Origin of the sequence: Micromonospora sp. NPDC005413 (assembly GCF_040606435.1) — a bacterium.
Taxonomy (GTDB): Bacteria; Actinomycetota; Actinomycetes; order Mycobacteriales; family Micromonosporaceae; genus Micromonospora.
The window spans coordinates 41,585-68,303 of record NZ_JBEXEV010000006.1 but is presented as its reverse complement, the minus strand read 5'-3'; the positions used below and the strand labels follow the sequence as shown (position 1 = coordinate 68,303).

Below are 26,719 nucleotides of genomic sequence, written 5' to 3'. Positions count from 1 at the left end.
GCCCGTGTCCCCCGAACTCATCGCCGTGCTGGCGGTGATCGCGGTGGCCCTGGCGTTCGACTACACCAACGGCTTCCACGACGCCGCCAACGCGATCGCGACCAGCGTCTCCACTCGGGCGCTGACACCCCGGATCGCCCTCGGGCTCGCCGCGGTCGGAAACTTCGTCGGCGCCCACTTCGGCGCCGGGGTCGCCAAGACCGTCGGCGACGGCCTGGTCACCCTGCCCACCGGGGTCGCCAGCCTCGGGGTGGTCTTCGCCGGTGTGCTCGGCGCCATCGCCTGGAACCTGATCACCTGGTACTTCGGCCTGCCGTCGTCGTCCTCGCACGCGCTCTTCGGTGGCCTTGTCGGCGCGACCCTGCTGTCCGCCGGCGGCATCGTGCAGTGGGGCACCATCGGGGTGAAGGTGCTGCTGCCGATGGTGCTCTCGCCGATCGTCGGCCTCACCCTCGGTTATCTGCTGATGCTGGCCATCCTCTGGCTGTTCCGGAAGGGGCAGCCGGGCAAGCTCAACCGGGGCTTCCGGTGGGCGCAGACCGCCTCGGCGGCCGCCATGTCGGTCGGCCACGGCATGCAGGACGCCGCGAAGACCATGGGCATCGTGGTTCTCGCCCTGTACACGGGCGGCTTCCAGGACGACAAGACACACATCCCCGGCTGGGTGTTCTGGACCTCGGCGACGATGCTTGCCCTGGGCACCTACGCCGGTGGTTGGCGGATCATCCGCACCCTCGGCCGCAAGATCATCGACCTGGGCCCGCCGGAGGGCTTCGCCGCCGAGACGGTGGCCAGCGCGGTGCTCTACTTCAACGCCCTGGTGCTCAAGGCGCCAATCTCCACCACCCACACCATCACCTCGGCGATCATGGGCGTGGGCGCGACCAAGCGGCTCTCCGCGGTCCGCTGGAACGTCGCCGGCAACATCGTGATCGCCTGGATCGTCACGTTCCCGGCTGCCGCGCTGATCTCCTGCCTCACCTACCTGCTGGTCCGGCCGCTCTTCGGCTGACCGCCGTTTCAGGAAAGGCTCCTTGTCACGGTTTCGCCGTGACAAGGAGCCTTCTCTGTTCAGACGTACCGGACGCCGATCTGCTCGCGGACCGTGTCCAGCAGCGCCATCACCTCGAGGGTGGCGGCGTGCGGCACCAGCGGGCTCTCGGTCAGCCCCGCCGCCAGGCAGCGCTGCACCTCGATCGCCTCGTACTGGTAGCCGTTGCCGACCTCGTCGGCGGTGATCGTCTCCGGCTCGGCGCCGGCCCGGTGCAGGGTCAGCGAAGTCGGCCGGAAGAACGGCTCCGGCAGGTCGATCCGGCCCGTGCTGCCGGTGATCGAGGCGGACAGCTCACTCGCCCCGACCATGCCGCAGCTCAACGTGGCCAGCGCCCCGGTGTCGTAGCCGAACAGGATGCCGGTGTTCTCGTCCGTCCCCTCCGGGCCGAGCTGTGCCCAGGACCGGATGTGCTGGGGCACGCCGAGCAGCAGGTGGGCCAGGCTGATCGGGTAGATCCCCAGGTCGAGCAGAGCGCCCCCGCCCAGTGCCGCGGACCGCATCCGGTGCTCCGGCGGGAACGGCCCGGACACCCCGAAGTCGGCCCGGACGCCGCTCACCGTGCCGATCGCCCCATCCGCGATCAGCTGCACCACCCGCAGGATCATCGGATTCAATCGCATCCACATGGCCTCCATGAGGAAGACCCCGGCGGCGCGGGCGGTGTCCACCAGCTCGGTGCTGCTGGCCAGGTCGAGGGTGAACGGCTTCTCCAGCAGCACCGCGCGGCCAGCGGTGAGGCAGGTCATCGCCGCCTCGTAGTGCGCGGAGTGCGGGGTCGCCACGTAGATCACGTCGACCTCCGGGTCGGCGGCCAGCTCCACCCAGGAGCCGTATGCGCGCTTCGCGCCGTACGTGTCGGCGAAGCGCTGCGCGCTCTCGACGGCACGGGAGCCGACCGCGACCAGCTCGGCGTCCGGCACCAGCCGGAGGTCTTCAGCGAAACGGCTGGCGATGTGGCCGGTGGCCAGGATGCCCCAACGAGTCATGCTGGAACGCTAGCCGAGCCAGGTGAACCGCCGGCCAGCCGGCCACGCTTGCCGGGATGCGTGCCCCTGATCAACTCCGTGTCGGCGAGGTGGGGGTGTCCTGGTGGCGGGATACCGCGATATCGCCGATATGGAGTCGATCACGGGCTGGGCGCGCCCCGATCGCCGCGTCTTCGGCAACTAGGCTCGCGGCATGACGATCGACAGCGATGGCTTCGCCGCCCCGGCCGCCCTGATCGAGCACGCCCGCCGGTTCCAGGCCGAGGGCGGCACCCCGGCGGTGCCCCGGGTCGCGGCGACCGTGTTGCTGCTGCGCCCGACCGACACCGACTTCGAGGTGTACGTCATCCGCCGGGTCGCCGCCATGACCTTCGGCGGGATGTACGCCTTCCCCGGTGGCGGGGTGGACCGCTCCGACTCCGAGGCACACCTGGACTGGGCGGGCCCCTCACCGAACGAGTGGGCGACCCGACTCGGCGTGGCCCCGGACGCCGCCCAGGCAGTGGTCTGCGCCGCCGCCCGAGAGGTCTTCGAGGAGTCGGGTGTGCTGCTCGCCGGCCCGGACCAGGCGACCGTGGTGGGCGACGTCAGCGGCGACGACTGGGAGGCGGCCCGCCAGGACCTGGAGGGACGCCGGCTGGGCTTCGCGGCGCTGCTCGCCGACCGTCAACTCACGCTGCGGTCGGACCTTCTGCTGCCGTGGAGCCGGTGGATCACCCCCGAGTTCGAGCCGCGCCGCTTCGACACGTACTTCTTCGTGGCTCTGCTCCCGGCGGGGCAGCGGACCCGAGACGTCTCCGGCGAGGCCGACCACACCCTGTGGATCAGGCCGGCGGACGCGCTCGCCCGGGCCGAGGCCGGCGAGCTGACCATGCTGCCGCCGACCCTGGTCACGCTGGCCCAGGTGGCGGCGGCCGGCGACCTGGCCGGAGTCGCGCAGGCGGCGGCCGACCAGGACGCCGCCACCCCGATCGCCCCACGCCTGGACTTCCCAGCCGACGGCAAGCCCCGCTTCGTACTGGGCTGACCCCCGCCCCGCCCGCCCCCGCCCCGCGCCCGCCCCCGCCCCCGCCACCGCCCCCGCCCGCCCCCGCCCCCACACCCCGTCGATCTAGGGCTTGTTGCTGTCAGTCGATCTTTGAACACAGCGATCTTCCCTAGATCGACGACGTGTGGGGGTGGGGGAGGGGAGGGAGGGGGGAGGGGAGGGGAGGGTGGGGGTTAGCCGAAGCGGCCCGTGATGTAGTCCTCGGTCTTTTTCACGCTCGGGTTGCTGAAGATCTTCTGGGTGTTGTCGTACTCGATCAGCCGGCCCGGGTCGCCGGTCTTCTCGATCGAGAAGAAGGCGGTCCGGTCCGAGACACGGGCGGCCTGCTGCATGTTGTGCGTCACGATGATGATCGTGAACTTGTCCTTGAGCTGGAACATCAGGTCCTCGATCGCCAGCGTGGAGATCGGGTCCAGGGCCGAGCACGGCTCGTCCATCAGCACGACCTGCGGCTCGACCGCGATGGTCCGGGCGATGCAGAGCCGCTGCTGCTGACCGCCGGAGAGGCCCGCGCCGGGCTTGCCCAGCCGGTCCTTGACCTCGTCCCACAGGTTCGCCGAGCGCAGCGCCTTCTCGGCCGCGTCCTCCAGGATCGACTTCTTGCGGACCCCGTTGAGCTTCAGGCCGGCCACCACGTTCTCGAAGATGCTCATGGTGGGGAACGGGTTCGGCCGCTGGAAGACCATGCCGATCATGCGCCGGACCGCGGTGACGTCCACGTCCCGGTCGTAGATGTCCTGTTCGTCGATGGTCAGGCTGCCCTCGACCCGGGCCCCCGGGAGCACCTCGTGCATCCGGTTGATGGACCGCAGGAAGGTGGACTTGCCGCAACCGGACGGGCCGATGAGGGCGGTGACCGTCTTCGGCTCGACGGTCAGGTTGATGTTCTCGATCGCCTTGAAGCCACCGTAGTAGGCGGTGACGTTCGAGGCTGCGACGCGCTTGGCCATGGTGGTACCTCCGGGGTTCATCGGCTGAGCCTGTTGCGACGGGCCAGCAGCTTCGCCGCGATCGTCAGGATGAGCACGAGGGCGACCAGGGTGAGTGCCGCCGTCCACGCCCGTGCCGGCGCGTACCTCGACGCGTCACCGGCCTGCTGGTAGACGAAGAGGGACAGCGACGACTGGTTGTTCTCGAAGGGGTTGGTGTTGATCGCGGCGCCGCCGCCGGCGACCAGCAGCACCGGCGCGGTCTCGCCGGCCGCACGGGCGATGGCGAGCATGACGCCGGTGACGATGCCGGGCAGCGCCGTCGGCAGCACCACCCGCAGGATGGTCTTCCACTTGGGTACGCCGAGCGCGTACGCGCCCTCGCGCAGTGGCGCCGGGACGAGGCGGAGCATCTCCTCGGTGGACCGGACGATGGTGGGCAGCATGAGCACGCTCAGCGCGAGCGCGGCGGCGAAGCCGGAGAAGCTCGGCCGGCCGTCGTTGAACCACGGCGACACGACGAGCACCCAGAACGCCAGCACGAAGAGGCCGGAGACGATCGACGGGATGCCGGTCATCACGTCCACGAAGAACCGGATCGCGAAGGCGAACTTGCCCCGGCCGTACTCGACGATGTAGATCGCGCAGAGGATGCCGAGTGGCACGGTGATCAGGGTGGCGATGCCGACCTGCTCCAGCGTGCCGATGATCGCGTGGTACGCGCCGCCGTTGGCGTCGCGGGCCCCGATGTTGTTCATCGAGGTCTGGAAGAAGTTGACGTCCAGCCGCTCGGCGCCCTTGCTGACCAGCGTCCAGACCACGGACACGAGCGGCAGCACCGCCAGGACGAACGCGGAGTGGATCAGCGCGCTCCAGGTGCGGTTGCGGGCCGACCGGCGCCCCTCGACCGCGTTGGCCGCGGCGAAGAGCCCGGCCAGGTAGAGCACGGCGGCCAGGACGACCACGAGGACCGGGCCGCCGGTGTCGGTGCCGTAGACGAGCACGGCGGAGAGCGCCAGGGCCGCCACGGCGATGGCCGGTGCGGCGTACCAGGGCAGCCGGCGAGCCCGCAGCGTGGAGGGCTGGGCCGGCGGACGGGTGCGGTGGGAGGTGACGGTTGTGGTCATGCGGCCGACTCCGTGAACTCCCGGCGGCGGTAGACGATCGCGCGCGCCGTGATGTTGACGATCAGCGTGATGGTGAACAGCACCAGGCCGGAGGCGATCAGCGCGCCCCGGCCGGTCTCGTTCGCCTCGCCGAACGCGTTGGCGATGTTGGCGGCGATGGTGTTGCCGCCGTTCTGGATCAGGTTGAACGAGATGCCGAAGGTGATGCCGAGGGTCAGCGCCAGGGCGATGGTCTCGCCGAGCGCCCGGCCGAGGCCGAGCATCACCGCGGCGATGATGCCGGGGCGGCCGTAGGGGAGCACCGCGGTGCGGAGCATCTCCCAGCGGGTGGCGCCCAGGGCGAGGGCGGCCTCCTCGTTCGCGGTCGGCGTCTGGAGGAACACCTCGCGGGAGAGCGAGGTGATGATCGGCAACACCATGATCGCGAGCACCAAAGCGCCCAGCATGATCGACTTACCGAACGGGCCGTCGCCGCCGAAGATCGGGATCCAGCCGAAGTATTCGTTCAGCCAGACCGAGAAGTCCCGGACCGGGTTGATGAAGATGTCCCGCCCCCAGAGGCCGAAGACCACGCTCGGCACCGCGGCGAGCAGGTCGACCAGGAAGCCGAGCGCGGTGCCCAGCCGGCGGGGCGCGTAGTGCGAGAGGTAGAGCGCGATGCCGAGTGCCACCGGCACTGCCATGAGCAGCGCCAGCGCCGAGCTGAGCACGGTGCCGAAGGCGAGCGTGCCGATGCCGAACTTGGGCTGCGTCTCGTTGGGGGACCAGCCCTCGTAGGACCAGAAGTTCTCGGTGTTGGCACGCAGGGCCGGCACCGCCTTGGCGACCAGGAAGATCGCGATGGCGGCGATGATGACCAGAACGGCGGTGCCGGCGGCCAGGGTGAGACCGCGGAAGGCCCGCTCGGCGCCGAACTTCCGGCTGCGCGGCAGCGCGCCGCCGCCGCCCAGCCCGGCGCCGCCCGGGGAACGGGTGCTGACTGGTGCCTCGGCCACACGCGCCGAGGCACCGGCGGGCCACTCGTGACTCTGGGTCACGCGCGTCCCGCCGGTGCCGGCGTCGGCCGAGCGGTGAGGGGTTTCACCCATCTGCTCGCTCGATTCGATTGCGGAGTGGTGTCGGTCAGGAGATGTTCTTGACTGCGGCCTCGACCTTGGTGCGGACGCTCTCCGGCAGCGGGGCATAGCCCAGCTCGGTCATGGCAGCCTGGCCCTCGGTGCTGGCCGCGTAGCCCAGCAGACCCTTGACCAGCGGCAGCTTGTCGGCGGCGAGGCCCTTGCTGCAGACGATCTCGTACGTCGCCAGGACGATCGGGTAGGCCCCGGCCTCCTTGGTGTTGTAGTCGATCTTCAGCTTGAGGTCGTCGCCCTGGCCCTCGATGGCGGCACCGGCGATGGTCTTGCCGGCGGCCTCGGCGGTCAGCGCGGCGAACTCACCGTTGCCGTTGCCGATCTTGGACATCTTCAGACCGGCGTTCTCGGCGAACGACCACTCCATGTAGCCGATCGAGCCGTCAGCGCCCTTGACCGAGCTGGCCACGCCGTCCGAGCCCTTGGCGCCGGTGCCGCCCGGGGCCTTCCACGCCTTGGCGTTGCCCAGGGTCCAGTCCGCCTCGGCGGTCTTGGAGAGGTACTTGGTGAAGTTGTCGGTGGTGCCCGACTCGTCCGAGCGGTGGACGGTCTGGATGGTGGTCGCCGGGAGCTTGGCGTCCGGGTTGTCGGCCTTGATCGTCGCGTCGTCCCACTTGGTGACCTTGCCAGCGAAGATCTTCGCCAGCGTGGCCGGCTTGAGCTGGAGGTTGTCCACGCCGCTGACGTTGTAGGCGACGGCCACCGGGCCGATCACCATCGGCAGGTGGATGGCCTTGCCACCGACGCACTTGGCGTCGGCCTGCGGCTGCTCCTCCGGCTTGAGCGCGGAGTCGGAGCCGGCGAAGTCGGCGGTCCCGGCGATGAACGCCTGGATGCCGGCGCCCGAGCCGGTCGGCTCGTAGTTGATCGTGGTGCCCTGGCACTTCTGCTGGTACGCCTTGATCCACTCGGCCATGGCGTTCTTCTGCGCCGATGAGCCCTGGGCGTTCAGCGTGCCGGTAGCGCAGTCGACCGCGGCGGTCGAGCCCGAAGCGCTGGCGCCGGAGGCGGGCTCGTTGTTGTCCGAGCCGCATGCGCTGAGGCCGAGCGTCGCGGCAAGAGCGAGGCCGGCAATAGCGCCGTACCGCTGGAGCTTCACCTGAGGGGTTTCCCTTCGCGTCTGACTTGGCGCCCCGATCCCGGGGCCCGAGGACCGGCGTTGACCGGCTGACACGAAAGTTAGAAGTGCCAGGTGGCCGGTTCGCCGGTCGCAAGTGAACGCAAGGTGAACACGTACGGCCGCCGAGGTGACCGCTTGCTGAGGGTGAGTTGTCCGTTAAGTGAACCGGGGTACACCTGTCGGATGTATGGGTATATATCCGGTTCAGCGTTATCCCGCCGACGCCCGGCCGTTACCTACCGGTGATCCGGCTGCGACGACGACCGACGGTCAGCCGAGGTGGTAGTTGATGTGCGCGGACCAGCGGGCGAAGCCCAGCCGCTCGTAGAGCGCGACCGCCCCGGCGTTCGACTCGTCCACGTAGAGCATCACCCGGTCCAGGCCGCACTTGTCCCGCAGGTACGCCAGCCCGGCAGTGGTCAGCGCCCGGCCGAGCCCGCCGCCGTGCGCGGTCGGCTCCACGCCCAGGACGTACACCTCGCCGATCCGGGCCGACCCCGGGCGCTCGTGCACCTTGGTCCAGTGGAAGCCCAGCAGCCGGCCGGTCGCGGTCTCCTCGGCGAGCAGGAAACCGGCCGGGTCGAACCACGGCTCGGCGAGGCGGACCCGCAGGTCGTCCGAGGTCCACCGCCCCTGCTCGGGGTGCTCGGCGAAGGCGCGGGCGTTGAGGGTCAGCCAGGCCGCGTCGTCCGCCCCGGGCTGGAACGCGCGCAGCGCCACCCCGTCGGGCAGGCGCGGCTCGCCCAGCGGGGCGGCCAGTGGCCGGCGCAACTGCAGGAGCACCCGCGCCCGGGTGAACCCGAGGTCGACGCCGAGTGCCGCGGCCGAGGGGTGGTCGCCGTGCGCCCACGCCCGCAGCGGCCCGGTGGCCGAGGCGAGCACACCCCGGGCCAGCGCCCGACCGGTGCCCCGCCGCCGGTACGCGGGGTGCACCACCAGCTCGACCCCGATCCCGCCGACCGGGTCGGTGGTGTCCAGGTGCGCGTACCCGGTGAGGGTGCCTTCGTCCGCGCGGGCGATCAGGTGCAGGGCCGGTGCGTCCGGGTCACGCAGTCGGAGCAGGACGTGCTCGTCGAGCGGGTTCGCGCCGTCGGTGTCGCCTGCGGAGCTGGCGAGGGCCAGGACGTCGGCGATCTCCGCCGGTGCCAGTCGGTCGGTCCGGGTCACCTGGTCGCTCGTCGGCTCCGCGCTGCTCATCCCGTCACCGTATCCGTTGCGTGTCGTGACGCCCGGACCGTCGCCGAGTAAAGCCGCTGCGTCGCCGAGTGAGGCCGCTGCGTCGCTGGCCGGGTAGAGCCGCGGCCGGCGTTGAGTCGAGGCTGCGGCGGCGCTGGTGCGAGGTGCTTGTCGACGACTGTGGAGCTGAATCGTTTGCGACATCACCGGCCGGGCTGCGGCGGTGTCCGTGACGCGGGTTGTGGCGCCGGACAGAAAACGCCAGCCTGGCGGGCTGAATCGTCTATGACATCAGCTCCAAAGGCGGCACACCTAGCCCTACGTCCCGAGGGGCGGGCAGAGGACGGGCAGCCCGAGCGGGGAGTCTGAGCGGGAAGTGCGTGGGGTGGAGGCTGTCGCCCGGCTCACGTCGGGTTGACGGGCAGTGCCTCCAGCTCGAACCGCGCGGTCAGGTCGGGCAGGATCCGGCGCAGCGCGTCCACCGTGCCCTGCCGGTCCCCACCGGCGTCGTGCAGCAGCACCACCGAGCCCGGTTCGGCCTGGGACACCACCGTCGCGGTGATCTTGCTGGCACCGGGCAGCTCCCAGTCCGACGGGTCGATCGACCAGTGCAGCGGGGTCATGCCGAGCTGCCGCGCCACCGACACCACCGGGTTCGTCCAGGCGCCGCCCGGCTGCCGGTACCAGACGATCGGCGCGTCCGGCACCGCCGCCCGGATCGCCGCGTTGGTGCGTCTCAGGTCGGCACGGATCTGGTCCGGCGACCGGTTGCCCAGCGAGACGTCATGCTGCCAGGAGTGGTTGCAGAGGGTGTGCCCGTCGGCCACGATCGCCTGGATCAGGTCCGGGTGGTCCTGGGCGTTCTCGCCCACCACGCAGAACGTGGCCTTGACGTCGTATTCGCGCAGCGTGGCGAGCACCTGCGGGGTGTACCGCGGGTCTGGCCCGTCGTCGAAGGTCAGCGCGAGCCCTGGGGAGCCGGTGGTGGTGTGCGCGCCGAACAGCTTGTCGTCTCCGGCGTCACTTCCCGTCCCGTCCTGACCGGCCTCGGCGGGGCCTGTGCTGGCGCTGGCGCTGGCGCTGGCGCTGGCGCTGGCACTCGGCACTCCGGTCGGCTCGCCACCGCTGGGTTGATCGGCGTAGTGCGGCCCGTCGGCGGTCGTGGTGACACCCGTGGAGTGGCGTTGGGTCCGGTCGGGTACGAGGCTGCGGCCCAGTACGTACGCCGAGCCGAGTAGCCCCGCCAGCACCAGTGTCACGATCGTCGCCGCCCTCGCGGTCGAGTTGCCCCGCGTCACGACTTCCGCCTGGCTGGCCGGTCAGGCCGGCCCGTCGCCCCCGTGCTCAGTGCGCGCACCGTCGCCCCTTTCTCCGACAAACCCGGCAGTCAGAATATGACTGCCAAGCTGCGCAAAAAGGGCATATGGGAAATCGTCCAGGACGACCCGCGGGATCAGACGGGCAGTGGCGCGTGCTCCGCCTCGGCCAGCGATCGCGACGGCGGGACGACGAACTTGTAACCCACCTGGCGAACGGTGCCGATCATCGACTCGTACTCCGAGCCGAGCTTGGCCCGCAGTCGCCGCACGTGCACGTCCACCGTGCGGGTGCCGCCGAAGTAGTCGTAGCCCCAGACCTCGCGCAGGAGCTGGTCCCGGGTGAACACCCGACCCGGGTGCTGGGCCAGGAACTTCAGCAGCTCGAACTCCTTGTAGGTGAGGTCGAGCGGGCGACCCTTGAGCTTGGCCGCGTACGTGTCGGGGTCGATGGTCAGCTCGCCGGCCCGGATCGAACCGCCCGCACCGGCGGTCGTGTTGCTCAGCCGGCCCACCGCCAACCGCAGCCGCGCCTCGACCTCAGCGGGGCCGGCCGAGGCAAGGATGACGTCATCGACACCCCAGTCGGCGTTCAGCGCGATCAGGCCGGCCTCGGTCACCACCGCGACCAGCGGCACGCCGAGCCCGGTGGCGTGCAACATCCGACAGGTCGCGCGTGCCTCGCTCAACTCCGATCGGGCGTCCACCAGCACCGCGTCCGGGCTGGGGCCCGCGACCAGGGTGCGGACGTCGCGCGGCGCGGTGCGGACCGAGTGCGGCAGCAGGTCGAGTGCCGGCAGCACAGCCGACGGTTCCCCTGCGCGCGCGGTCACCAGCAGCAGGATCTCCACGATCACCTCCGTCCCGGCGGCCACGGGCCGCACGCGACCAGACGCACTCACAATGGAGTGCGCTGAGAAATTGCGTGGTCCCGGCGTCGCTGACGGGCGGGTAACGGGTTGAGCGTAACCGATCGCCTCGGCTGCGCTGCCAGGCCATTTCCCGTTTGTCTAGCTTGCCCCTGATCGTGGCCCAGGTTTTAACGTTGCTGAAACCCGTGACCACCGCGTCGGGCCGTCGGTCTGGCACGATCAGGTCGTGTTTCCCTCCACCTCGCCCGAGGCCGGCCGCGAATCGTGGCCCGCCGGGCCCCATCCGGGCCCGGCCGCCGCACCGACCCGCGGCCACCCGCCCGCACCGCGTACCGGTCCGGCCACCACCGACGGCGACCGCCGCGAACGAGGTGGGCCTCGTCGTGCCCGTCGCGCCGGCGAACCGGCCCGCCGATCCGAGGACGAGATCGACGAGCCGGAGGAGGAGGTCGTACCCCCGGTCGAGGTGCGCCGCCAGTTGGCGCTGACCATCGCCGGCTTCGCCGCGCTGCTCGGTGTCGGCCTGGTGCTCGGCGCACAGACGTCAGGCCCCGGTCACCGGCTGCCGTTCGCCTTCATCATCTTCGGCGTCCAGTTGCTGTTCGTGCTCGCCTGGACGATGGCCATGCGCCCGCCCGCGCTGCTGGTGGTCGCCGGGATCAGCGCCGCGGTCGCGGCGCTCGTGGACATCGCCGCGGTGCAGACCGACATCGCCGGCCTGGCACCGCTGGGCTACCTGGCCGCCGGCGGGTTCCTCGCTGCGGTGCTCGGCCAGTTGGTCCGCCGGGTCGACCGGGTCCGGGTCACCGACTCACTCGGCGCCACGCTGCTCATCGTGGTCGGAGTGGTGGCCTTCGGCACCCTCATCGTGCTCAGCCGGATCCCGGCCGGCACCCAGGCGATCACGGTCTGCCTGACCGCGAGCGGCGTCGCGCTGACCGTCGCCCGGCTCACTGACGCGGTGCTGCCCTGGCCCCGGCTGGCCCCGCAGGTGCCCCGGGGCGCCGCTGGCGTGGTGGCCGGCGCGATGGCCGGCACGCTGACCAGCGCGCTCCTCGGCAGCTACCTGGTGGCTCCCTTCACGCCGACGCGGGCCGCCGTGATCGGCCTGGTCGCGGCGGTCACCGCCGTCCTCTCCGACCTCGCCGTGGGGTACGCGGAGGCGGGCCGGTTGATGGCCGGCGAACCGCCGACGATGTGGGTGGCTCGGCACATGCAGGGCCCGCTCGGCGGTTTCGCCCTGGCGGCGCCGGCCGCGTACGCCATGTGCATGCTCTTCCTCTGAGTCACGGTTGAGCCTGGAGCAGGTCGGGTACCTACGGGTGCGCCGCCCTGCGGCAACCGGTATGGACGACCGTCGCGATGCGGCGGGCGGAGACAGGAGGCGGCGTGGCGCAGGACTACCCAGCGGACGAGGCGCGGCCCCGACGGCGCGGTCGCAAGCTGCTCATCGGCCTGTTCGTCCTGCTCCTGCTGGTGGCCGGGTTGCTGGTGGTCGCCGACCGGGTAGCGGTCGGGGTGGCCGAGCGGGAAATCGCCAAGCGGGTCAGCCAGGAGGTCACCAAGCAGGGGGCGCAGTCGGCCGAGCCCGATGTGGAAGTGGCCGGCACCCCGTTCCTCACCCAGGTGCTCGACGGCCGTTACCAGAAGATCACCATCAACCTGCGGGACGTGCAGGCTTCGGTGGAGGGTGACGCCGTGCGGCTGCCGGTGCTGGACGTGACCGCCCGCAACGTGCGCGCCTCGCTGGACACCCTGCGCACCGGGAAGGGCGACGTCGTGGCGGACACCGTCAACGGCGCCGGCACGATCAGCTACGACAGTCTCGCGGCGCTGCTGAACCGCCCAGGGCTCACTCTCGGCGAACAGAACGGCAAGCTCGCCGTCACCGCCCCCGTCGACATCCTCGGTCAGAAGCTCACCGTCAGCGGCACCGCCGACGTCACCGTCGCCGACAACGGCGCGGTCGCCCTGCGCTTCAACGACCTGGACGCGGCGGGTCTGCCGAACCTGCCGCTGGCCCGCGCCCTGCTGAACAACTACGCCAAGGGCATCTCCATCGACGTGCCCCTGCCCGACCTGCCGTTCCAGCTCGCCGTCCGGGAGGTCCGGCCGTTGCCGGAAGGGCTGGCGGTCACCGCCGACGCGAAGAACGTGCCGATCAACTCCGCTGGCTGACGCCGAGGCCGGCGGTGGGACGCCAAACCTGCCGCCAGCCGTGGCGGTTCCCGGATGGTGGTCGGTTCAGTGGCAGCACGGTCACTGGCTGGTAGGCTCGCTGACCATGGGGACCCACCTCACCAAACGGCGCGCGGTCGACCTGTGCCGCGTGGCCACCTGCCTGTGTCGCCCCGTCATCTGACGGCGGGGCTGTCTCCGGCCGCCTGACGGCGGCCACCGGCACAGGGTTCTCGCACCCTCCGGTGATCCCACCGAACGCCCGGCAGCGGCGCCGTCGCACGAACCCGTGATCCCGTCCTTCCGCTGGGTCCCGCGCGTGGTGCGACAGTTACACCCATCGATACTCGCGCGTTGGCTCACCATCCATCCTCACCAGGGAGTGATTCGATGAGTCGCGACACCGCACTCGTTTCGGCCGAGTGGGCCGAGAAGAACCTCGACGCCCCGGGCGTCGTCTTCGTCGAGGTCGACGAGGACACCTCGGCCTACGACACCGGCCACATCGCCGGCGCCATCAAGATTGACTGGAAGACCGACCTGCAGGACCAGGTCCGCCGGGACTTCGTCAACAAGACCCAGTTCGAGGCGCTGCTCTCCGAGCGGGGCATCAGCAACGACGACACCGTCATCCTCTATGGCGGCAACAACAACTGGTTCGCCGCGTACGCCTACTGGTACTTCAAGCTCTACGGCCACGGCGACGTGAAGCTGCTCGACGGTGGTCGCAAGAAGTGGGAGCTGGATGCCCGCCCGTTGGTCACCGAGACGGCGCCCCGCCCGACGACGCAGTACGTCGCGCAGGAGCCGGACACCTCCATCCGGGCCTTCCGCGACGAGGTCGTCGCCGCGATCGGCACCAAGAACCTGGTCGACGTGCGCAGCCCCGACGAGTTCGCCGGCCGGCTGCTCGCTCCCGCTCACCTTCCGCAGGAGCAGGCGCAGCGGGCCGGGCACATCCCCACCGCCATCAGCGTCCCGTGGTCGAAGGCGGCCAACGAGGACGGCACCTTCCGCTCCGACGACGAGCTGCGCAGGATCTACGGCGACGCGGGGCTCGACGACGGCAAGGAGACCATCGCCTACTGCCGCATCGGTGAGCGCTCCTCGCACACCTGGTTCGTGCTGCAGGAGCTGCTGGGCCACCGCAACGTCAAGAACTACGACGGTTCCTGGACCGAGTACGGCTCGCTGGTCGGCGTGCCGGTCGCGCTCGGTGACGAGCCGGGGGAGGTGTGACCATGACGGCTCCCACCGCCGCGGGCTGCGCCGCACCCGACCAGGCCGCGCCGCTGCCGGCCAGCCTGGACCTGGAGAAGGAAACCGTGATCACCGGCATCGTCAGCTCGGCTGAGGACGAGCCCGTGCCGGGCGCGTACGTCCGGCTGCTCGACTCGACCGGTGAGTTCACCGCCGAGGTGGTCACCTCGGCAGCCGGCCAGTTCCGGTTCTTCGCCGCGCCGGGTTCCTGGACGCTGCGGGCGCTGTCCCGGCACGGCAACGGCGACACCGCCGTCACCGCTGGCCGGGGCATCAACGAGGTTGCCGTCACCGTCGCCTGACCCACTGCTCTGATCGACCGGGGCCGGTCATCCTCCTGGGTGGTCGGCCCCGGTCGTTCCTTTTGTTCCGGCAGGTGGGTGACCATCTGCGCCCGATCAATGACGGCCTGTCATTCTGATCGAGGGCAGGGCTCCGAAACACATCGGCATGCGTCACTATCTACGGGTGATAATCACGGGTGGAGGTGGCGTGTCCGGTGAAGAGGTCCCGATCGTCGTCTGCGTCAGCGCGGATGTCTCGGTGCGTGAGCGGGTGCTGCGCCAGCTCGATGGAGTCGGCTCGGTGGTGAGCTGCGCCGACCTGACCCAGCTGCGGGCGATGCTGTTCCCGTCACCGGGTGGCTCGACGCCGGCCGTCGGGCCGGTCACCTCACCGGCCACGCCGCAGGGGCCGGTCAGCTGGGGTGAGTTGGTCGTCGACCGGGCCGGGCACCTGGTGACCTGGCGCGGAGACCCGCTTCCGCTCAGCGGAACCGAGCGGGAGTTGCTCGTCCGACTGATCGGCCCGCCACTGGTGGTGTGGAGCTACGAACAGCTCTGTGCCTCCGTCCTCGGAGGCGCGGACCCCGCGATCCTGCACTCCACCATCAAGCGGCTCCGGCGCAGGCTGCAGGGTCTGCCGGGCGGACCGCGGGTGCACACCGTGCGGGGGGTCGGCTATCGGCTCGACCCTCCGCCCCGGCCCTGCTGACCGCAGGCTGCCGTCCAGCTCCTGGACGCCCGCCTCCGCCGCCAGGCGGGCAGACCGCCCGTGACACCATGGCCGGGTGAGCGGTGCTGTCCGGACGGGCTTGGCCTCGTCGACCGGTCCCGACGCGCCGGCACCCGCCCGGTCGTGGCGGCGTTGGCTGCTGGCCGCGACCGCGGCCTGGGCCGTGTTGTTGGGCGTGCTCACCTGGACATCGGTCCGCGACGACCCGCCGACCGTGCGCGAGCAGCGTTCCCTCGACCAGGCAGGCCCGGTGGTCGACCGGGCCGTTGGCGAGCTGGCCCGGGCGGCCGGTGCGACCGGGCTGCTGGAGCTGGGGCCTGCGCGGATCGCGTCGGGCTGCCGGGTCACCCCGCTCGCCGACGGCGCGAGGCTTCGGCGCGAGGTCGGCGTGCTCGCGCCCACCGGCACCGAGCGTGCCGTGCTGGCGGGCATCGCCGAGCGGCTGCCCGCCAGTTGGCGGGCCGAGGTCGGGCCCGGGCTGGACGGCCCGGTGCTGCACGCCGACGCCGGAGAGTTCGTCGCCGTCGAGGGACGGCCGACCGTGGACGGTCGGGTGCGGTTGATCGTCGACACGGGATGTCGCCCGCTCGGCTCCGGCTACACCCCGGCACCGGCCGCCGCGGCCGGCCCGGAGGCCGCCGCCCTGACCGCCGCGCTGCGGTCGCTCGGCCGTCCGAGCGACGACGCGCCCGAGTTGGTCACCGTGGCCTGCCCGGGCGGCGGGGTGGCCCGCACCGCGCGGTCCGCGGATGGTCCCGGCCCGGCGCCCTCGGTGGCCGCGCTCGCCGCGCTGGCCGGCGACGCCCCACTACTGGACAGCCCTCCGGTGTACGCGTACCGCACCGGCCCGGTCACGGTGCTGGCCGAGCTCAGCCCGGACGCCACCCGACTGGCCGCCACCGTCGGCTGCCCGGTTTGAGCCGGGTGTCCCACTCGGGTCAGCCGTCGCCCGGCTGATCCTGTGGGCCACGGCTGCGGCCCAACGCGTCGACCATGCCCCACCGGCCGGGGATGTCCAGCAGCTCGACCCGGCCCATGCCCGGCGGCACGGCCGGGTCGATGATGAGGTGCTCGCCCTGCGGCTCCAACCCCAGCATGACCCGCAGCAGCAGTAGCGGGGTGCCGGTCGACCAGGCCTGCGGGCTGCACGCGGTCGGGTACTCCACCGGGTAGCCGGTGAGGTCACGGGGGTAGCCGGCGAACGCCTCCGGCAGCCGCCCGCCGAAGTATCGGGACGCCGCCAGCATCGTGTCGCAGATCAGCCCGGCCTCGTCCCGGAAGCCGTACCGCCACAACCCCCAGGCGATGATCGAGTTGTCGAACGGCCACACGGTGCCCACGTGGTACCCGATCGGGTTGTACCGCCCCTCGTCCTCGGCGAGCGTCCGCACCCCCCAGCCGGAGAACAGGCGTGGCCCGAGCAGGTGCTCGACCACCTTGCCGGCGCGGGACTCGTCCACGATGCCGCTCCACAGCAGGTGCCCGATGTTCGAGGTCAGCGCGTCCACCTGCCGGCCGTCGGCGTCCAGCGCGAGCGCGTAGTACTCGCGGTCGGCGATCCAGAAGTCGCGGTCGAATCGCTGCTTCAGATCGGCGGCCTGCCGCTCCAGCTCGTCGGCGTACTCCGGGTCGTTCCAGAACTTGCGGGCCAGCCGGGCGGCCCGCATCTTCGCGTCGTACGCGTAGCCCTGCAGCTCGCACGTCGCACGGGGGAAACCGGGCATCTGGCCGTCGGAGTACGAGATGCCGTCCCAGGAGTCCTTCCAGCACTGGTTCTGCAGACCGGTGTCCGGGTTGCGGGTCTGGTACCAGAGGTAGCCGGTGCCGAGCAGGTCGCCGTAGGTGTCGATCCACTGCAACGCCGCGCGGACCTGCGGCTCCAGCCGACGGACCAGCGCGTCGTCACCCGTCCAGCGCTCGTACTCGTCTACCAGGATGATGAAGAGTGGCGTCGAGTCGGCCGACCCGTAGTACGGCGAGTGCGGCTGCTCCTCGAAGCCGGCGGTCTCCCCGTACCGCAGCTCGTGCAGGATCTTGCCGGGCTCCTCGTCCCGGAAGTCGTCCACCCGGTGCCCCTGCAGTCCGGCCAGCATCAGGATGGTCGGCGGGATCAGCTCCGGCAGGAACGGCAGCACCTGCAACGAGGTGATGATGCTGTCCCGGCCGAACAGAGTCATGAACCAGGGCAGCCCGGCGGCGATCAGCCGCACGCCAAGGGCGATCGACTCGTAGCGCAGAGCGGCCAGGTCGTTGAGGCTGCGCCGGTACGCCCCGGCCAGCGGCTCGCAGTCGCAGCCGAGCTTCGGCGCCCGGTCGATCAGCTCCTGCTGCTCGGCGCGGATGGCGTCCGCGCTGCGGCTGCCGCCGTACGGGAGGGTGGTCCGGATGTCCTCGCCCCGGGCCCCGTAGACGACGCTGGACACGTGCAGCCGGGTGGTCCACTTGCCGTTGCGGGCTATCCGGATCCGGAAGGTCATCCCGTCTGCGTCGACCTGCCCCGGCGCACTGGTGCTGACCAGCGTCTCCCGGTGGAACGCCTCCCGCCGGTAGGTCAGCCGCAGCTCGTTCTCCGAGACCGAGACCGTCGTCCGACCCTGCTTCTGCCGGGAGTGCTTGATCTCGAACAGGTCGGCGAAGTCGGCCCCGATGTCGATCCGGACGGTGAATTCGACCTCCGCACCGGTGTGGTTCAGGACGGTCAGGTCCTCCTCGAAGCTGCCGACGATCGCCCGGCTGCGGATCACCGATGCCTTCGCGTCCAGATAGTGCGTGGGTTCACCGGGGGCAAGGAAGAACTTGGTCCGGTACGACTCGGCGTCGTCGATGGAGAGGGCGTGCAACCGTTCGCCGTTCAGGGTGAGCACCCACTTGGACAGGAATCGGGTGTCGAAGGAGAACAACCCGGTGGGAAAGGCGTAGGACGGCTCGATGTCCCCTCGTTTGTCGCTGACCAGGAAGGTGTTGCCGTCCAGAATGCTGACGAGATCCCTCACGTCGGCCGCCCGGCTGCCCGGCGGGCCACGTCGCGGGGGTCGCGGGTGCCGGGCGGGTCCGGGAAGAACCGGCGGAAGGCGAGGAAGAGCACCACGTTGCCGCTGAACGTGCTCTCGTTGCGCAGCACCGCCGCGACACTCTGGGCCTCGCCCTTGACCAGTCGGTCGAAGAGGGCCGCACTGCTGTACCAGATGGCGTCGGCCGGACCGCGCTCGCGGCTGATCCGCACCGACCCGGGCCGCATGCGGACCAGCCAGTGCTCGGTCCGGTGGCCGCTGCCGAGGTCGATCTGGAGAGTCCCGTCGGCCAGGCCGCCCAGGACATCATGGGCGCGCGACGGCAGTGATTCGAAGAACCTCTCCACCGTCTCGGTCACATCCGAATCGTAGGCAGACGTCCGAGATGTCGGGTCGGTATCGGCACTCCGCCCGTCTCGACCCGCGCACCGGCGGGTCAGTAGACCAGTGCCTGCGCGCCCTCGGCCACTGCCTCCTCGACGAAGACCGCGGCACCCGCGATCCGGACCCCGGGCAGTACGTCGTCCGGGCCGATCTCCCGTCGGGCCGCGCACTGGGTGCAGGCGGTCACCCGGCCACTGGTCAGGATGATGTGCAGCAACTCGGCCAGCGGTGCGGAGTGCGGCAACTCGAACTGCTGGGCGCGACCGGGCAGTGCGAACCAGGTCGCCTCACCGGTCAGCCAGAGCGACACGTCCACTCCGGCCGCGATCGCCGTCGCGGCGACCGTGAATGCCTGCGCGCACCGCTCCGGGGCGTCCGCCCCTGCGGTGACCTTGACGACGAGAGTGCGGGCCATGTGGCCCAGCATAGGATGGTCGGGATGGTTACCGAGATCGGGTTTGTCAGCCTGCTGGTCGCTGGCCTGGGTGGGCTCGCCGGTGGCCTGGTCTACCTGGCCGTACACATTTCGAGAGGACGTTGGTGAGCGCGAGGAGTGAGCCGGGTTTGCGAGCCCCGCAGTCGCGAACGAAGGTGGCAGCGTGAGCGCGAGGAGTGAGCCGGGTTTGCGAGCCCCGCAGTCGCGAACGAAGGTGGCAGCGTGAGCGACGAGAATCCGTTGCAGCCGCCGTGGCTGAACGCGCCGCCGGTCGAGGAGTACCCGTTCGAGGAGAGTCACGACCTACGGGTCGGGCCGAAGCTGCACCCGGCGCTGGACGGGCTGCTGCCCTACGTCGGCCTGTGGCGCGGCCGGGGCAAGGGTGGTTTCCCCACCATCGAGGACTTCGACTACGCCCAGGAAATTCGGATCAGCCACGACGGCCGACCGTTCCTGCACTACGAGTCCCGTGCCTGGATCCTGGACGAGCAGAGCAAGCCGGTCCGTCCGGCCGGTCGCGAGGTCGGCTGGTGGCGGCCGGTGCTGGTGGACGGGCGGGCAACCGATGAGCTGGAGGCGCTGCTGACCACCCCGACCGGGATCATGGAGCTGCACCTGGGCAAGCGCACCGGCACCCAGGTCGAGTTCGGCACCGACGCGGTGGTCCGGACGCCGACCGCCAAGGACGTCACCGGCGGGCACCGGCTCTTCGGCATCGTCGAGGGTGCGCTGCTCTACGCGCAGGAGATGGCCGCCATGGGGCACGCGCTCAGCCCGCACCTCTCCGCCCGGCTCATCCGGGTCGGCGGCTGACTAGACCGGGAAACCCAGCAGGGCGTGCAGGGCGGGGGTGCGCGGGCAGCGAGCCCGACGCACCCCGTCCAGCGTGTGGACCTCGGCGGCCCCGCGTACCGACGAGGTGAACCACACGCCGTCCGCCGCGTGCAGCTCGGCCGGGGTGACCATCCGCTCGGCGGCGCTCAGGCCCAGCTCGGCGGCGTGGGCGAGCAGCCAGGCCACGGTCGTGCCCGCCAGGATGCCGGTGGTGGCGGCCGGCACCGTGCAGAGCGTGTCGCCGGTGAGCCACACCACGTTGGCCGTGGGACCCTCCAGCGCGTACCCGTCGGAGGAGATCCAGAGGACGTCGTCCACCCCGGCCCGGTCGGCCCAGCGGCGGGCGGCGCTGTTGACCGCGTACGACGTGGATTTGATCCCGGCCGGCAGCCAGCTCAGCCCGTTGCGGGCGTCGGCGGGCACCCCCAGCGGCAGAGTGGCGACACTGATTCCGTCCCGCCGGGCCACCCGGGACGATGCCGGCACCTCGCTCAGCGTGGCGTAGATCGTCGACGGGCCTCCGGCCTCCGGGCCTCGGGTGCAGACCAGCCGAAGCGCCCCTTCCACCTGGGCTGGCCAGCCCGAGCGCACCTCGTCGAGCAGGTCGATCAGCGCGGCGGTGGGAGGCAGAACCAGCTCGACGGCGGAGGCCGCTGCGGCCAGCCGGGCCAGGTGCTCGTCGCGCAGCCACGGCCGACCCTGACGCAGGTGCATGGTTTCGAAGAGGCCGTCGCCGCGTAGTACGCCGAGGTCGTCGCCGCGGAGCACGGGGTCGCCGGCCGGGACCGGGCCGCGCCCCAGCACGACGATCCGCGCGGTCGGATCGACCGCGACCTTCCCGACGGACGACATCACCATGACCGTCGAGCGTAGCGGCGGTCGATCGCGGTGCGGGGACCGGCACGGCGGCCGAACTATGATCGGAGGGTGTCCGAATCCTCCCTCGCGGAAATGCTGCGGGCCCGTGGGCTGCGGCTGACGGCCCAGCGGCAACTCGTCCTCCAGGCGGTGCTCGATCTGGGGCATGCCAGCCCGGAGCAGGTGCACAACGCCGTCCGGGAGATCGCGGCCGGCGTCAACATCACCACCATCTATCGCACGCTTGAGCTGCTGGAACGGCTCGGTCTGGTCACCCACACGCACCTGTCGCACGGCTCGCCGACCTATCACGCGGCCGGCGAGCACCAACACGTCCACCTGGTCTGCCGGGAGTGCGGCGCGATCGACGAGATCGATCCGGAGCTGCTCCGCCCGCTCGCCGACCAGTTGGCCGCGCAGCGGGGGTTCCGGGTGGATATCGGGCACGTGTCACTCTTCGGCGTCTGCGTACGCTGCGAGAACGGGGACGACAAATGATCGACATCGCGGGTGCGGTGGCAGTCGAGAGCATCGACGAGGCCAGCCGCGACCAGCCGGATCCGGCGCACGTCGCGGCCGGGGTGCGGGGGGTGGCGGCGCACTACGGCGATCCGCTGCGCGAGCAGCGCACTCTCGACACCGAGGTCGGCCTGGTCGACCGGTCGCACCGTGGGGTCATCGCGGTGCCCGGGGAAGAGCGGGCCGGTTGGCTGCACACGGTCACCTCGCAGCACCTGACGACGCTGGCGGCCGGTGAGGGCACCGAGCTGCTGGTGCTGTCCCCCCACGGCCACGTCGAGCAGCACGCCCTGGTCGCGGAGGACGGCGAGACCGCCTGGCTGGACACCGAGCCGGGGGCGACCGAGGGCCTGCTCGCGTACCTGCAGAAGATGCGGTTCTTCAGCAAGGTCGACCCGCGCGACGCGACCGCCGAGCGGGCGCTGCTGTCGCTGGTCGGGCCGGGGGCGACGGAGGCGCTGGGCACGCTCGGCGTGACCGGGCTCGCCGCACCGGACCTGGTCGCGGTGCCGGGCCCGAAGTTCGCCCACGGCGCTGTGCCACCCCGGGCGAGCGTTCGGTACGACGTACGACCGCTGCCGATCGGCGGCTGGGCCCGACGCGGCCCGCTCGGCGTGGACCTGCTGGTGCCCCGGTCGGCGATGGAGCAGGTGGTGGCGGAGCTGCGCGGCGCCGGCGTGCCGGTCGCCGGGCTCTGGGCGTACGAGGCGATCCGGGTTGCCGCGCGGCAGCCCCGGGTCGGGGTGGACACCGACCACCGGACCATTCCGGCCGAGGTCGACCTGATCGCCCCGGCGGTACACCTCGACAAGGGTTGCTACCGGGGTCAGGAGACGGTGGCCCGGGTGCACAACATGGGCCGGCCGCCGCGTCGCCTGGTGCTGCTGCACCTGGATGGCGTGACCACCGATCAGCCGCCGACGGCCGGTACGCCGGTTACCCGCGAGGGTCGGGCGGTGGGCTTCGTCGGCACCGCCGTGCTGCACCACGAGCTGGGCCAGATCGCCCTCGCGGTGCTGAAGCGGAATGTTCCGGACGACGCCGTGCTGATGATCGGCGAGACCGCAGCGGCGATCGACCCGTCCTGAGCGGGCCGTCTAGGATCGCCGGCATGACGACTGGAACGTTGATCACGGTGGCCCCGACCGGCGCGGAGTCGGCCAAGGCGGAGGTGCCGGCGCTGCCGGTGACGCTCGATGAGCTGCTGCTCACCGCCAAGGAGTGCGAGGCGCTCGGTGCCGCCGTGATCCACGTCCACATCCGCGACGACGCGGCGCGGCCGACCCTCGACCCGGTGCGCCTGGCCGACACGGTGGCGGCGCTGCGGGAGGGCACCGACCTGATCGTGCAGCTCTCCTCCGGCGGCGCGGTGACCGACCCGGAGGCCTCCCGGCTCGCCGTGCTCGACGCCCGGCCGGACATGGCCTCGTGCACCATGGGCACGGTCAACTTCGGCGACGACGTCTTCCTCAACCGCTGGGAGTTCATCGTCGACCTGCACACCCGGATGCAGGAACGCGGGATCGTGCCGGAGTACGAGATCTTCGACCTCGGCCACCTGGCCGCGTTGCAGCGGTTGCTCGGCAAGTACGGGCTCCCGGCCGGGGGGCACGTGCACGTCGACTTCGTGATGGGTGTGCCGGGCGGTATGCCGGGCACCACCGAGACGCTGGTCGCGGCACACCGCATGCTGAGTGACCTGCCGGAGGGCACCACCTTCGCGGCCACCGGCATCGGCCGCAGCACCATCCCGGTCATGCTGGCCTCGCTGTCGACCGGCGGTCACCTGCGGGTCGGCATGGAAGACACCGTGACGTACGCGAAGGGCCGCCCGGTGGAGTCCAACATGCAGTTGGTCGCTCGCGCTGTCGGTTTCGCTCAGCTCGCTCAGCGCCCGCCGCTGACCACCGCCGAGGCCCGCGCGCTGCTCGGGTTGTAAGGCCGGGCCTGTCCCACGCGCTGCTCGGGCGGTAAGGCCGGGTGCGTCCACAGCCCCTGTCACCCGGGAGGTGGAAGACCTGGTCACCCCGCCGCCGGGCGACCCGGGGCCGTCGGTACCGTCCAGCCGTGACGAAGACGTACGAGGGCGGCGTGCCGCTCGCCGAGGTGGTCCGGTCCGGGTTCGTGGAGGGCGCACACCGCGGCTCGGTGGTGGTGCTGAACGCTGCCGGGGTGCCGGTGGCCGCCGCCGGGGATGTGACCGCACCGATCTTTCCCCGCTCGGCCAGCAAACCGATGCAGGCGATCGGGATGCTCCGCGCCGGCCTGTCGCTGACCGACCCGGCCGACCTGGCGCTGGTCTCCGCCAGTCATGCGGGTGAGGCCTTCCACCTGGCCCGGGTGGGTGCGCTCCTGGAGCGCGCAGGGCTGGACGCATCGGCGCTGCACTGCCCGCCCGACCTGCCGGTGGGCGCTGCGGCCCGGGAGGCGGTGCTACGCGCCGGTGGCGGCCCCACCCGGGTGCAGATGAACTGCTCGGGCAAGCACAGCGGGATGCTGTTGACCTGCGAGGCCGCCGGCTGGCCGCTGGAGGGCTACTGGCGGCCGGAGCACCCGTTGCAGCAAGGGTTGCGGGCGGCTATCGAGGAGTTCACCGGCGAGCAGGCGGCGGCGGTGGGGGTGGACGGCTGCGGCGCCCCGGTGCTCGCGGTGTCGCTGACCGGCCTGGCCGGGGCGTACCTCCGGCTGGTCGACGCCGAGCCCGGCTCGGCGCCGCGCGCGGTCGCCGACGCCATGCGTGCCCATCCGGAGATCGTCGGCGGCACCCAGGCTGACGACACCCGGCTGATGCGCGGCGTCCCGGACCTGCTCGCCAAGGTCGGCGCCGAGGGCGTGATCGCGGTGGGGCTACCGGGCGTCGGCGCGGTGGCCCTGAAGATCGACGACGGAGCCGACCGGGCACGGATGCCGGTGCTGGTCTCCGCGCTGCGCCGGCTCGGCGTGGACGCCCCGGTGCTGGCCGAGTACGCCGAGGTGCCGCTCTTCGGCGGCGGCGTCCCGGTCGGCGCGGTCCGCCCGCTCTGGTGAGCGCCGGCTGGTTCCGACCGTCGGGGCGGCCACTCGCGGATGAGCGCTATACCTCACAGGTATAAATATGCCTCTGAGGTATAGGACGCATTCGTCCGACACCCTCCGCGCGGGTCCGGCCCGTCCGCGCGAGGGAGGTCAGCTCAGGAAGTCGAGCAGTGCGACGTTGACCGGCTCGGGACGCTCCAGCGGCAGCAGGTGCGCGGCGTCCGGCACGTCGGGCAGTCGTACCGCGCCGGGCACCTCGGCGGCGATCCGGTCGGCGAGCCGACTGATGTCCGGCACGTCCGCGGCACCGGCGGTGACCAGGACGGGCACCGTCAGCTCGCTGAGGCGACCGATCGCCGGCGGTGTCAGCTCTCCCACCTCGACCGCGCCGAGCGCCAGTTCGGCGGCGAGCGCCCGCTGGTCCATCGCCTGTGCGAACGCGACCAGCTCGGGGTCGACATCCCCCGGCTGGCGGCGCGGGCCGACCACCCAGAACCGCACCTCGCCGGCCGCGCCGGCGACGAAGTCGTCGGGGTCGACCTCTCCGACGAGGTCGTCCCAGAGGTCGTTCGCCTCCTCGGACCACTCGTTGCCGGAGACCGCCGTGCCGAACAGCGCGAGCGCGCTCACCCGGTCGGGGTGGGCCAGCGCGGTGTCGATGGCGACCGACCCACCGAAGGAGCAGCCGACCAGGGCGGCCCGGGGCAGGTCGAGTGCGTCCAGCAGCCCGGCTACGTCGTCGTGGTGCGTGAACGGGGTCGGGGGCAGCTCCGAATCTCCGTAGCCGCGCAGGTCCGGGACGATCACCCGGTGTCGAGCGGCGAGCGCAGGCAACTGCCCCCGCCACATCCGCCGGTCGGCGATGCCGGCGTGCAGCAGCATGACGGGCGAACCGGTGCCAGCCTCGTCGTACGCGATGCTTGCTCCATTGACTGTGATCTTGTGCACGGACGGACCGTACGGATCGGACGAGCGGCGCGCAAACGGGACTCTGAGACCTTGCTAACTATGGTTAGCGTTTTGCTTGCAACAGTTAGCGCGGCCGGTTAACGTCGCGGTCATGGCCACACCCAAGGACCTTCCCGACGTCGGCGGGTTCATCCGCGATCTGCGGCGCAACGCCAAGATCTCGCTGAGGCAACTCGCCGAACAGGCGGGGGTCAGCAACCCGTACCTCAGTCAGATCGAGCGCGGCCTGCGCAAGCCCAGCGCCGAGGTGCTCCAGCAACTGGCGAGCGCGCTGCGGGTCTCCACCCCGGCGATGTACCTGCGCGCCGGGCTGCTCGACGACAAGGAGGGCCACGGTGTGCTCGCCGCCATCGCCGTGGACGCCGACCTGACGATGGCCCAGAAGCAGTCACTCAGCCAGATCTACGAGACGTTCCGCCGGGAGAACACCCGGCTGGCCGAGGCCCAGGCCGCCGCCGAGGGCAGCGGCACGGAGAGCGCCGGCGGCACGACCGGGGCGACCACCCCGACCGACGTCGCCGACCAGCCCGCCGACGTGGCCAACCTGGCCGCCACCGGCCCCACCACCGCAGGCGGCACCCCGACCGAGGCCGTACTCGAGTCGGTTGCCGTCACCGAGGCGGGCACCGCCCCCGCCCCGGGCAGCACCAGCACCAACACCCCGGAGAAGAAGGCCGCCGGTCCGGCGGTCCGAAAGGCCGCCGAGGCGGCCGAAGAGGAGACGTCATGAGCGAGCCGAAGACCAACCGCATCCCCGCCCCGATCTACGCCGCCGCTGGCGCTGGGGAGTTGGCCCTCGAGCACCTGCGCAAGCTGCCGGCCGTCGTCGGTGTCCTCGGCACCCGGGTCGTCGCCGATCTGGGTGGTCGGGCCGTGCTGACCGGTTTCGAGCTGCGTCAGAAGGCCACCGAGACGCTGCGTACCGCCAATGAGACCGCCGAGACCCTGCGCGGCCGGGCGCAGGCCGAGCTGGACCTCACCAAGCTCCGCGAGTCGGCCGACCTGGCCAAGCTCCGCGAGGTCACCGACCTCGACAAGCTGCGCGCCGCCGCGACCCGCAACGCCGCCGTGGTCGTTGCGGGTGCCCAGGCCGCGCAGGAGCGGGCGTTCGCCGCTTACGGCGCGCTGGTCGCCCGCGGTGAGCGGGTCGTCGGCGCCGGCGTGCTGGAGGCCGCCGAGACGGTCAACGCCGACATCGAGGCCACCCAGGCCGTGACGCCGGCCACCACCCCGGCCGTCGTCACCACCCCGGCCACCCCGGCTGCGGCCCCGGCCGACGTGCCGACCCCGGCCGACGTGGCCGAGATCGCCGAGGCCAAGCCTGCAGCCGTCAAGAAGGCCGCCCGTGCGCCGAAGGCTCCGAAGCCGGCCGCGACCCCGTCGGCGAAGCTTCCCGGGGCCACCAAGCGGACCCGCCCGGCCGCCGAGTAGTTCGTCAGTGTCGACGACCCCGACGGCGTCCTTGTCGGACGTAGCCGGGGTC

Annotated in this window: 29 protein-coding genes and 1 pseudogene; 17 read left to right on the top strand and 13 right to left on the bottom strand. The window is 71.6% G+C overall.

Features of this window, described 5'->3' with window-relative positions; genetic code table 11:
• The first annotated feature begins 4 nt into the window (after positions 1-4).
• Positions 5-1,012 (top strand): inorganic phosphate transporter, encoded by a 1,008-nt coding sequence (locus ABZS37_RS10480; protein WP_355167581.1) that lies wholly within the window; start codon positions 5-7, stop codon positions 1,010-1,012.
• Between the two features lie 59 nt (positions 1,013-1,071).
• Here ABZS37_RS10480 and ABZS37_RS10475 read toward each other — a convergent pair whose 3' ends face one another.
• Positions 1,072-2,040 (bottom strand): Gfo/Idh/MocA family oxidoreductase, encoded by a 969-nt coding sequence (locus ABZS37_RS10475; protein WP_355167579.1) that lies wholly within the window; start codon positions 2,038-2,040, stop codon positions 1,072-1,074.
• 193 nt (positions 2,041-2,233) lie between these two features.
• Here ABZS37_RS10475 and ABZS37_RS10470 point away from each other — a divergent pair, with 193 nt between their 5' ends.
• Positions 2,234-3,067 carry an NUDIX hydrolase gene (locus tag ABZS37_RS10470; protein WP_355167577.1) on the top strand — a complete coding sequence of 278 codons (834 nt, stop codon included), beginning with the start codon at positions 2,234-2,236 and terminating at the stop codon, positions 3,065-3,067.
• Between the two features lie 194 nt (positions 3,068-3,261).
• On the opposite strand, the gene pstB is transcribed toward ABZS37_RS10470, so the two are convergent.
• From pstB to ABZS37_RS10435, 7 genes are all read right to left on the bottom strand, one after another.
• On the bottom strand, positions 3,262-4,038 hold the full coding sequence (pstB, locus tag ABZS37_RS10465) for a phosphate ABC transporter ATP-binding protein PstB (RefSeq protein WP_354994686.1): 777 nt from the start codon (positions 4,036-4,038) through the stop codon (positions 3,262-3,264).
• Positions 4,039-4,055: 17 nt separating this feature from the next.
• On the bottom strand, positions 4,056-5,144 hold the full coding sequence (pstA, locus tag ABZS37_RS10460) for a phosphate ABC transporter permease PstA (protein WP_355167575.1): 1,089 nt from the start codon (positions 5,142-5,144) through the stop codon (positions 4,056-4,058).
• Entirely contained in the window at positions 5,141-6,232 is a 1,092-nt protein-coding gene (pstC, locus tag ABZS37_RS10455; RefSeq protein ID WP_354994456.1) for a phosphate ABC transporter permease subunit PstC, read from the bottom strand. The genes pstA and pstC overlap by 4 nt, the downstream gene beginning before the upstream one ends.
• A gap of 34 nt (positions 6,233-6,266) precedes the next feature.
• A complete protein-coding gene (gene pstS, locus ABZS37_RS10450; protein ID WP_355167573.1) occupies positions 6,267-7,373 on the bottom strand; it encodes a phosphate ABC transporter substrate-binding protein PstS in 1,107 nt (368 codons plus the stop codon).
• 291 nt (positions 7,374-7,664) lie between these two features.
• Positions 7,665-8,591, bottom strand: coding sequence for a mycothiol synthase (gene mshD / locus ABZS37_RS10445; protein ID WP_355167571.1), 927 nt, complete (start codon positions 8,589-8,591; stop codon positions 7,665-7,667).
• Between the two features lie 383 nt (positions 8,592-8,974).
• The gene (locus ABZS37_RS10440) at positions 8,975-9,868 is read right to left on the bottom strand and encodes a polysaccharide deacetylase family protein (RefSeq protein ID WP_355167569.1); all 894 of its coding nucleotides are present in this window, start codon (positions 9,866-9,868) and stop codon (positions 8,975-8,977) included.
• Positions 9,869-10,023: 155 nt separating this feature from the next.
• Entirely contained in the window at positions 10,024-10,743 is a 720-nt protein-coding gene (locus ABZS37_RS10435) for a response regulator transcription factor (protein ID WP_355167809.1), read from the bottom strand.
• A 241-nt stretch (positions 10,744-10,984) separates the two neighbouring features.
• Between ABZS37_RS10435 and ABZS37_RS10430 the strand changes: the two genes are divergently transcribed.
• From ABZS37_RS10430 to ABZS37_RS10400, 7 genes are all read left to right on the top strand, one after another.
• A complete protein-coding gene (locus ABZS37_RS10430) occupies positions 10,985-12,043 on the top strand; it encodes a hypothetical protein (RefSeq protein ID WP_355167568.1) in 1,059 nt (352 codons plus the stop codon).
• A gap of 104 nt (positions 12,044-12,147) precedes the next feature.
• Complete coding sequence (locus ABZS37_RS10425; protein ID WP_355167566.1) at positions 12,148-12,936, top strand: DUF2993 domain-containing protein; 789 nt, start codon at positions 12,148-12,150, stop codon at positions 12,934-12,936.
• Between the two features lie 106 nt (positions 12,937-13,042).
• Positions 13,043-13,120, top strand: a complete 78-nt coding sequence (locus tag ABZS37_RS10420; protein WP_310503780.1) for an Ms5788A family Cys-rich leader peptide — start codon at positions 13,043-13,045, stop codon at positions 13,118-13,120.
• Positions 13,121-13,326: 206 nt separating this feature from the next.
• Positions 13,327-14,175 carry a sulfurtransferase gene (locus ABZS37_RS10415; RefSeq protein WP_355167564.1) on the top strand — a complete coding sequence of 283 codons (849 nt, stop codon included), beginning with the start codon at positions 13,327-13,329 and terminating at the stop codon, positions 14,173-14,175.
• A gap of 2 nt (positions 14,176-14,177) precedes the next feature.
• Positions 14,178-14,498: a DUF1416 domain-containing protein gene (locus tag ABZS37_RS10410; protein ID WP_354994449.1), complete on the top strand. Its 321-nt coding sequence runs from the start codon at positions 14,178-14,180 to the stop codon at positions 14,496-14,498.
• Between the two features lie 190 nt (positions 14,499-14,688).
• Positions 14,689-15,189 carry a winged helix-turn-helix domain-containing protein gene (locus ABZS37_RS10405; protein ID WP_355167562.1) on the top strand — a complete coding sequence of 167 codons (501 nt, stop codon included), beginning with the start codon at positions 14,689-14,691 and terminating at the stop codon, positions 15,187-15,189.
• Between the two features lie 76 nt (positions 15,190-15,265).
• Complete coding sequence (locus ABZS37_RS10400) at positions 15,266-16,129, top strand: hypothetical protein (RefSeq protein ID WP_355167560.1); 864 nt, start codon at positions 15,266-15,268, stop codon at positions 16,127-16,129.
• Positions 16,130-16,148: 19 nt separating this feature from the next.
• Here ABZS37_RS10400 and ABZS37_RS10395 read toward each other — a convergent pair whose 3' ends face one another.
• The 3 genes from ABZS37_RS10395 to ABZS37_RS10385 form a co-directional block, all read right to left on the bottom strand.
• Entirely contained in the window at positions 16,149-18,203 is a 2,055-nt protein-coding gene (locus ABZS37_RS10395) for a glycogen debranching N-terminal domain-containing protein (protein ID WP_355167558.1), read from the bottom strand.
• Entirely contained in the window at positions 18,200-18,580 is a 381-nt protein-coding gene (locus ABZS37_RS10390; RefSeq protein ID WP_355167556.1) for a hypothetical protein, read from the bottom strand. The genes ABZS37_RS10395 and ABZS37_RS10390 overlap by 4 nt, the downstream gene beginning before the upstream one ends.
• 77 nt (positions 18,581-18,657) lie before the next feature.
• Positions 18,658-19,032 carry a DsrE family protein gene (locus ABZS37_RS10385; protein WP_355167554.1) on the bottom strand — a complete coding sequence of 125 codons (375 nt, stop codon included), beginning with the start codon at positions 19,030-19,032 and terminating at the stop codon, positions 18,658-18,660.
• Between the two features lie 12 nt (positions 19,033-19,044).
• Between ABZS37_RS10385 and mtfM the strand changes: the two genes are divergently transcribed.
• Together mtfM and ABZS37_RS10375 are read left to right on the top strand one after the other, a co-directional pair.
• Positions 19,045-19,149: a small membrane protein MtfM gene (gene mtfM, locus ABZS37_RS10380; RefSeq protein WP_355167552.1), complete on the top strand. Its 105-nt coding sequence runs from the start codon at positions 19,045-19,047 to the stop codon at positions 19,147-19,149.
• 114 nt (positions 19,150-19,263) lie between these two features.
• Complete coding sequence (locus tag ABZS37_RS10375; RefSeq protein ID WP_355167550.1) at positions 19,264-19,854, top strand: FABP family protein; 591 nt, start codon at positions 19,264-19,266, stop codon at positions 19,852-19,854.
• Here the strand turns inward: ABZS37_RS10375 and ABZS37_RS10370 are convergent, their stop codons facing one another.
• On the bottom strand, positions 19,855-20,733 hold the full coding sequence (locus ABZS37_RS10370; RefSeq protein WP_355167548.1) for an aminotransferase class IV: 879 nt from the start codon (positions 20,731-20,733) through the stop codon (positions 19,855-19,857).
• Between the two features lie 69 nt (positions 20,734-20,802).
• Between ABZS37_RS10370 and ABZS37_RS10365 the strand changes: the two genes are divergently transcribed.
• The 4 genes from ABZS37_RS10365 to ABZS37_RS10350 all read left to right on the top strand — a co-directional run bounded on the left by ABZS37_RS10365 (position 20,803) and on the right by ABZS37_RS10350 (position 24,279).
• Positions 20,803-21,231 carry a Fur family transcriptional regulator gene (locus tag ABZS37_RS10365; RefSeq protein ID WP_354994441.1) on the top strand — a complete coding sequence of 143 codons (429 nt, stop codon included), beginning with the start codon at positions 20,803-20,805 and terminating at the stop codon, positions 21,229-21,231.
• A complete protein-coding gene (locus ABZS37_RS10360) occupies positions 21,228-22,340 on the top strand; it encodes a folate-binding protein (RefSeq protein WP_355167546.1) in 1,113 nt (370 codons plus the stop codon). The genes ABZS37_RS10365 and ABZS37_RS10360 overlap by 4 nt, the downstream gene beginning before the upstream one ends.
• Before the next feature lie 23 nt (positions 22,341-22,363).
• Positions 22,364-23,191, top strand: a complete 828-nt coding sequence (locus ABZS37_RS10355; protein ID WP_354994439.1) for a 3-keto-5-aminohexanoate cleavage protein — start codon at positions 22,364-22,366, stop codon at positions 23,189-23,191.
• Between the two features lie 128 nt (positions 23,192-23,319).
• The gene (locus tag ABZS37_RS10350) at positions 23,320-24,279 is read left to right on the top strand and encodes an asparaginase (RefSeq protein ID WP_355167544.1); all 960 of its coding nucleotides are present in this window, start codon (positions 23,320-23,322) and stop codon (positions 24,277-24,279) included.
• Positions 24,280-24,417: 138 nt separating this feature from the next.
• Here the strand turns inward: ABZS37_RS10350 and ABZS37_RS10345 are convergent, their stop codons facing one another.
• Positions 24,418-25,215, bottom strand: a complete 798-nt coding sequence (locus ABZS37_RS10345) for an alpha/beta hydrolase (protein WP_355167542.1) — start codon at positions 25,213-25,215, stop codon at positions 24,418-24,420.
• 112 nt (positions 25,216-25,327) lie between these two features.
• Between ABZS37_RS10345 and ABZS37_RS10340 the strand changes: the two are divergent.
• Positions 25,328-25,822: pseudogene (locus ABZS37_RS10340) on the top strand (helix-turn-helix transcriptional regulator); the annotation flags it as partial.
• 140 nt (positions 25,823-25,962) lie between these two features.
• Complete coding sequence (locus ABZS37_RS10335; RefSeq protein ID WP_355167540.1) at positions 25,963-26,667, top strand: hypothetical protein; 705 nt, start codon at positions 25,963-25,965, stop codon at positions 26,665-26,667.
• Positions 26,668-26,719: the final 52 nt, after the last annotated feature.

What these genes read in the sequence shown, in the direction of transcription:
- ABZS37_RS10410 (WP_354994449.1), top strand. Translation starts at nt 14,178, where the DNA reads ATGACGGCTCCCACCGCCGCGGGCTGCGCCGCACCCGACCAGGCCGCG.
- pstA (WP_355167575.1), bottom strand. Translation starts at nt 5,144, where the DNA reads ATGACCACAACCGTCACCTCCCACCGCACCCGTCCGCCGGCCCAGCCC.
- ABZS37_RS10355 (WP_354994439.1), top strand. Translation starts at nt 22,364, where the DNA reads ATGACGACTGGAACGTTGATCACGGTGGCCCCGACCGGCGCGGAGTCG.
- ABZS37_RS10385 (WP_355167554.1), bottom strand. Translation starts at nt 19,032, where the DNA reads ATGCTGGGCCACATGGCCCGCACTCTCGTCGTCAAGGTCACCGCAGGG.
- ABZS37_RS10475 (WP_355167579.1), bottom strand. Translation starts at nt 2,040, where the DNA reads ATGACTCGTTGGGGCATCCTGGCCACCGGCCACATCGCCAGCCGTTTC.
- mtfM (WP_355167552.1), top strand. Translation starts at nt 19,045, where the DNA reads ATGGTTACCGAGATCGGGTTTGTCAGCCTGCTGGTCGCTGGCCTGGGT.
- pstC (WP_354994456.1), bottom strand. Translation starts at nt 6,232, where the DNA reads ATGGGTGAAACCCCTCACCGCTCGGCCGACGCCGGCACCGGCGGGACG.
- ABZS37_RS10415 (WP_355167564.1), top strand. Translation starts at nt 13,327, where the DNA reads ATGAGTCGCGACACCGCACTCGTTTCGGCCGAGTGGGCCGAGAAGAAC.
- ABZS37_RS10420 (WP_310503780.1), top strand. Translation starts at nt 13,043, where the DNA reads ATGGGGACCCACCTCACCAAACGGCGCGCGGTCGACCTGTGCCGCGTG.
- pstB (WP_354994686.1), bottom strand. Translation starts at nt 4,038, where the DNA reads ATGGCCAAGCGCGTCGCAGCCTCGAACGTCACCGCCTACTACGGTGGC.
- ABZS37_RS10360 (WP_355167546.1), top strand. Translation starts at nt 21,228, where the DNA reads ATGATCGACATCGCGGGTGCGGTGGCAGTCGAGAGCATCGACGAGGCC.
- mshD (WP_355167571.1), bottom strand. Translation starts at nt 8,591, where the DNA reads ATGAGCAGCGCGGAGCCGACGAGCGACCAGGTGACCCGGACCGACCGA.
- ABZS37_RS10370 (WP_355167548.1), bottom strand. Translation starts at nt 20,733, where the DNA reads ATGGTGATGTCGTCCGTCGGGAAGGTCGCGGTCGATCCGACCGCGCGG.
- ABZS37_RS10470 (WP_355167577.1), top strand. Translation starts at nt 2,234, where the DNA reads ATGACGATCGACAGCGATGGCTTCGCCGCCCCGGCCGCCCTGATCGAG.
- ABZS37_RS10335 (WP_355167540.1), top strand. Translation starts at nt 25,963, where the DNA reads ATGAGCGAGCCGAAGACCAACCGCATCCCCGCCCCGATCTACGCCGCC.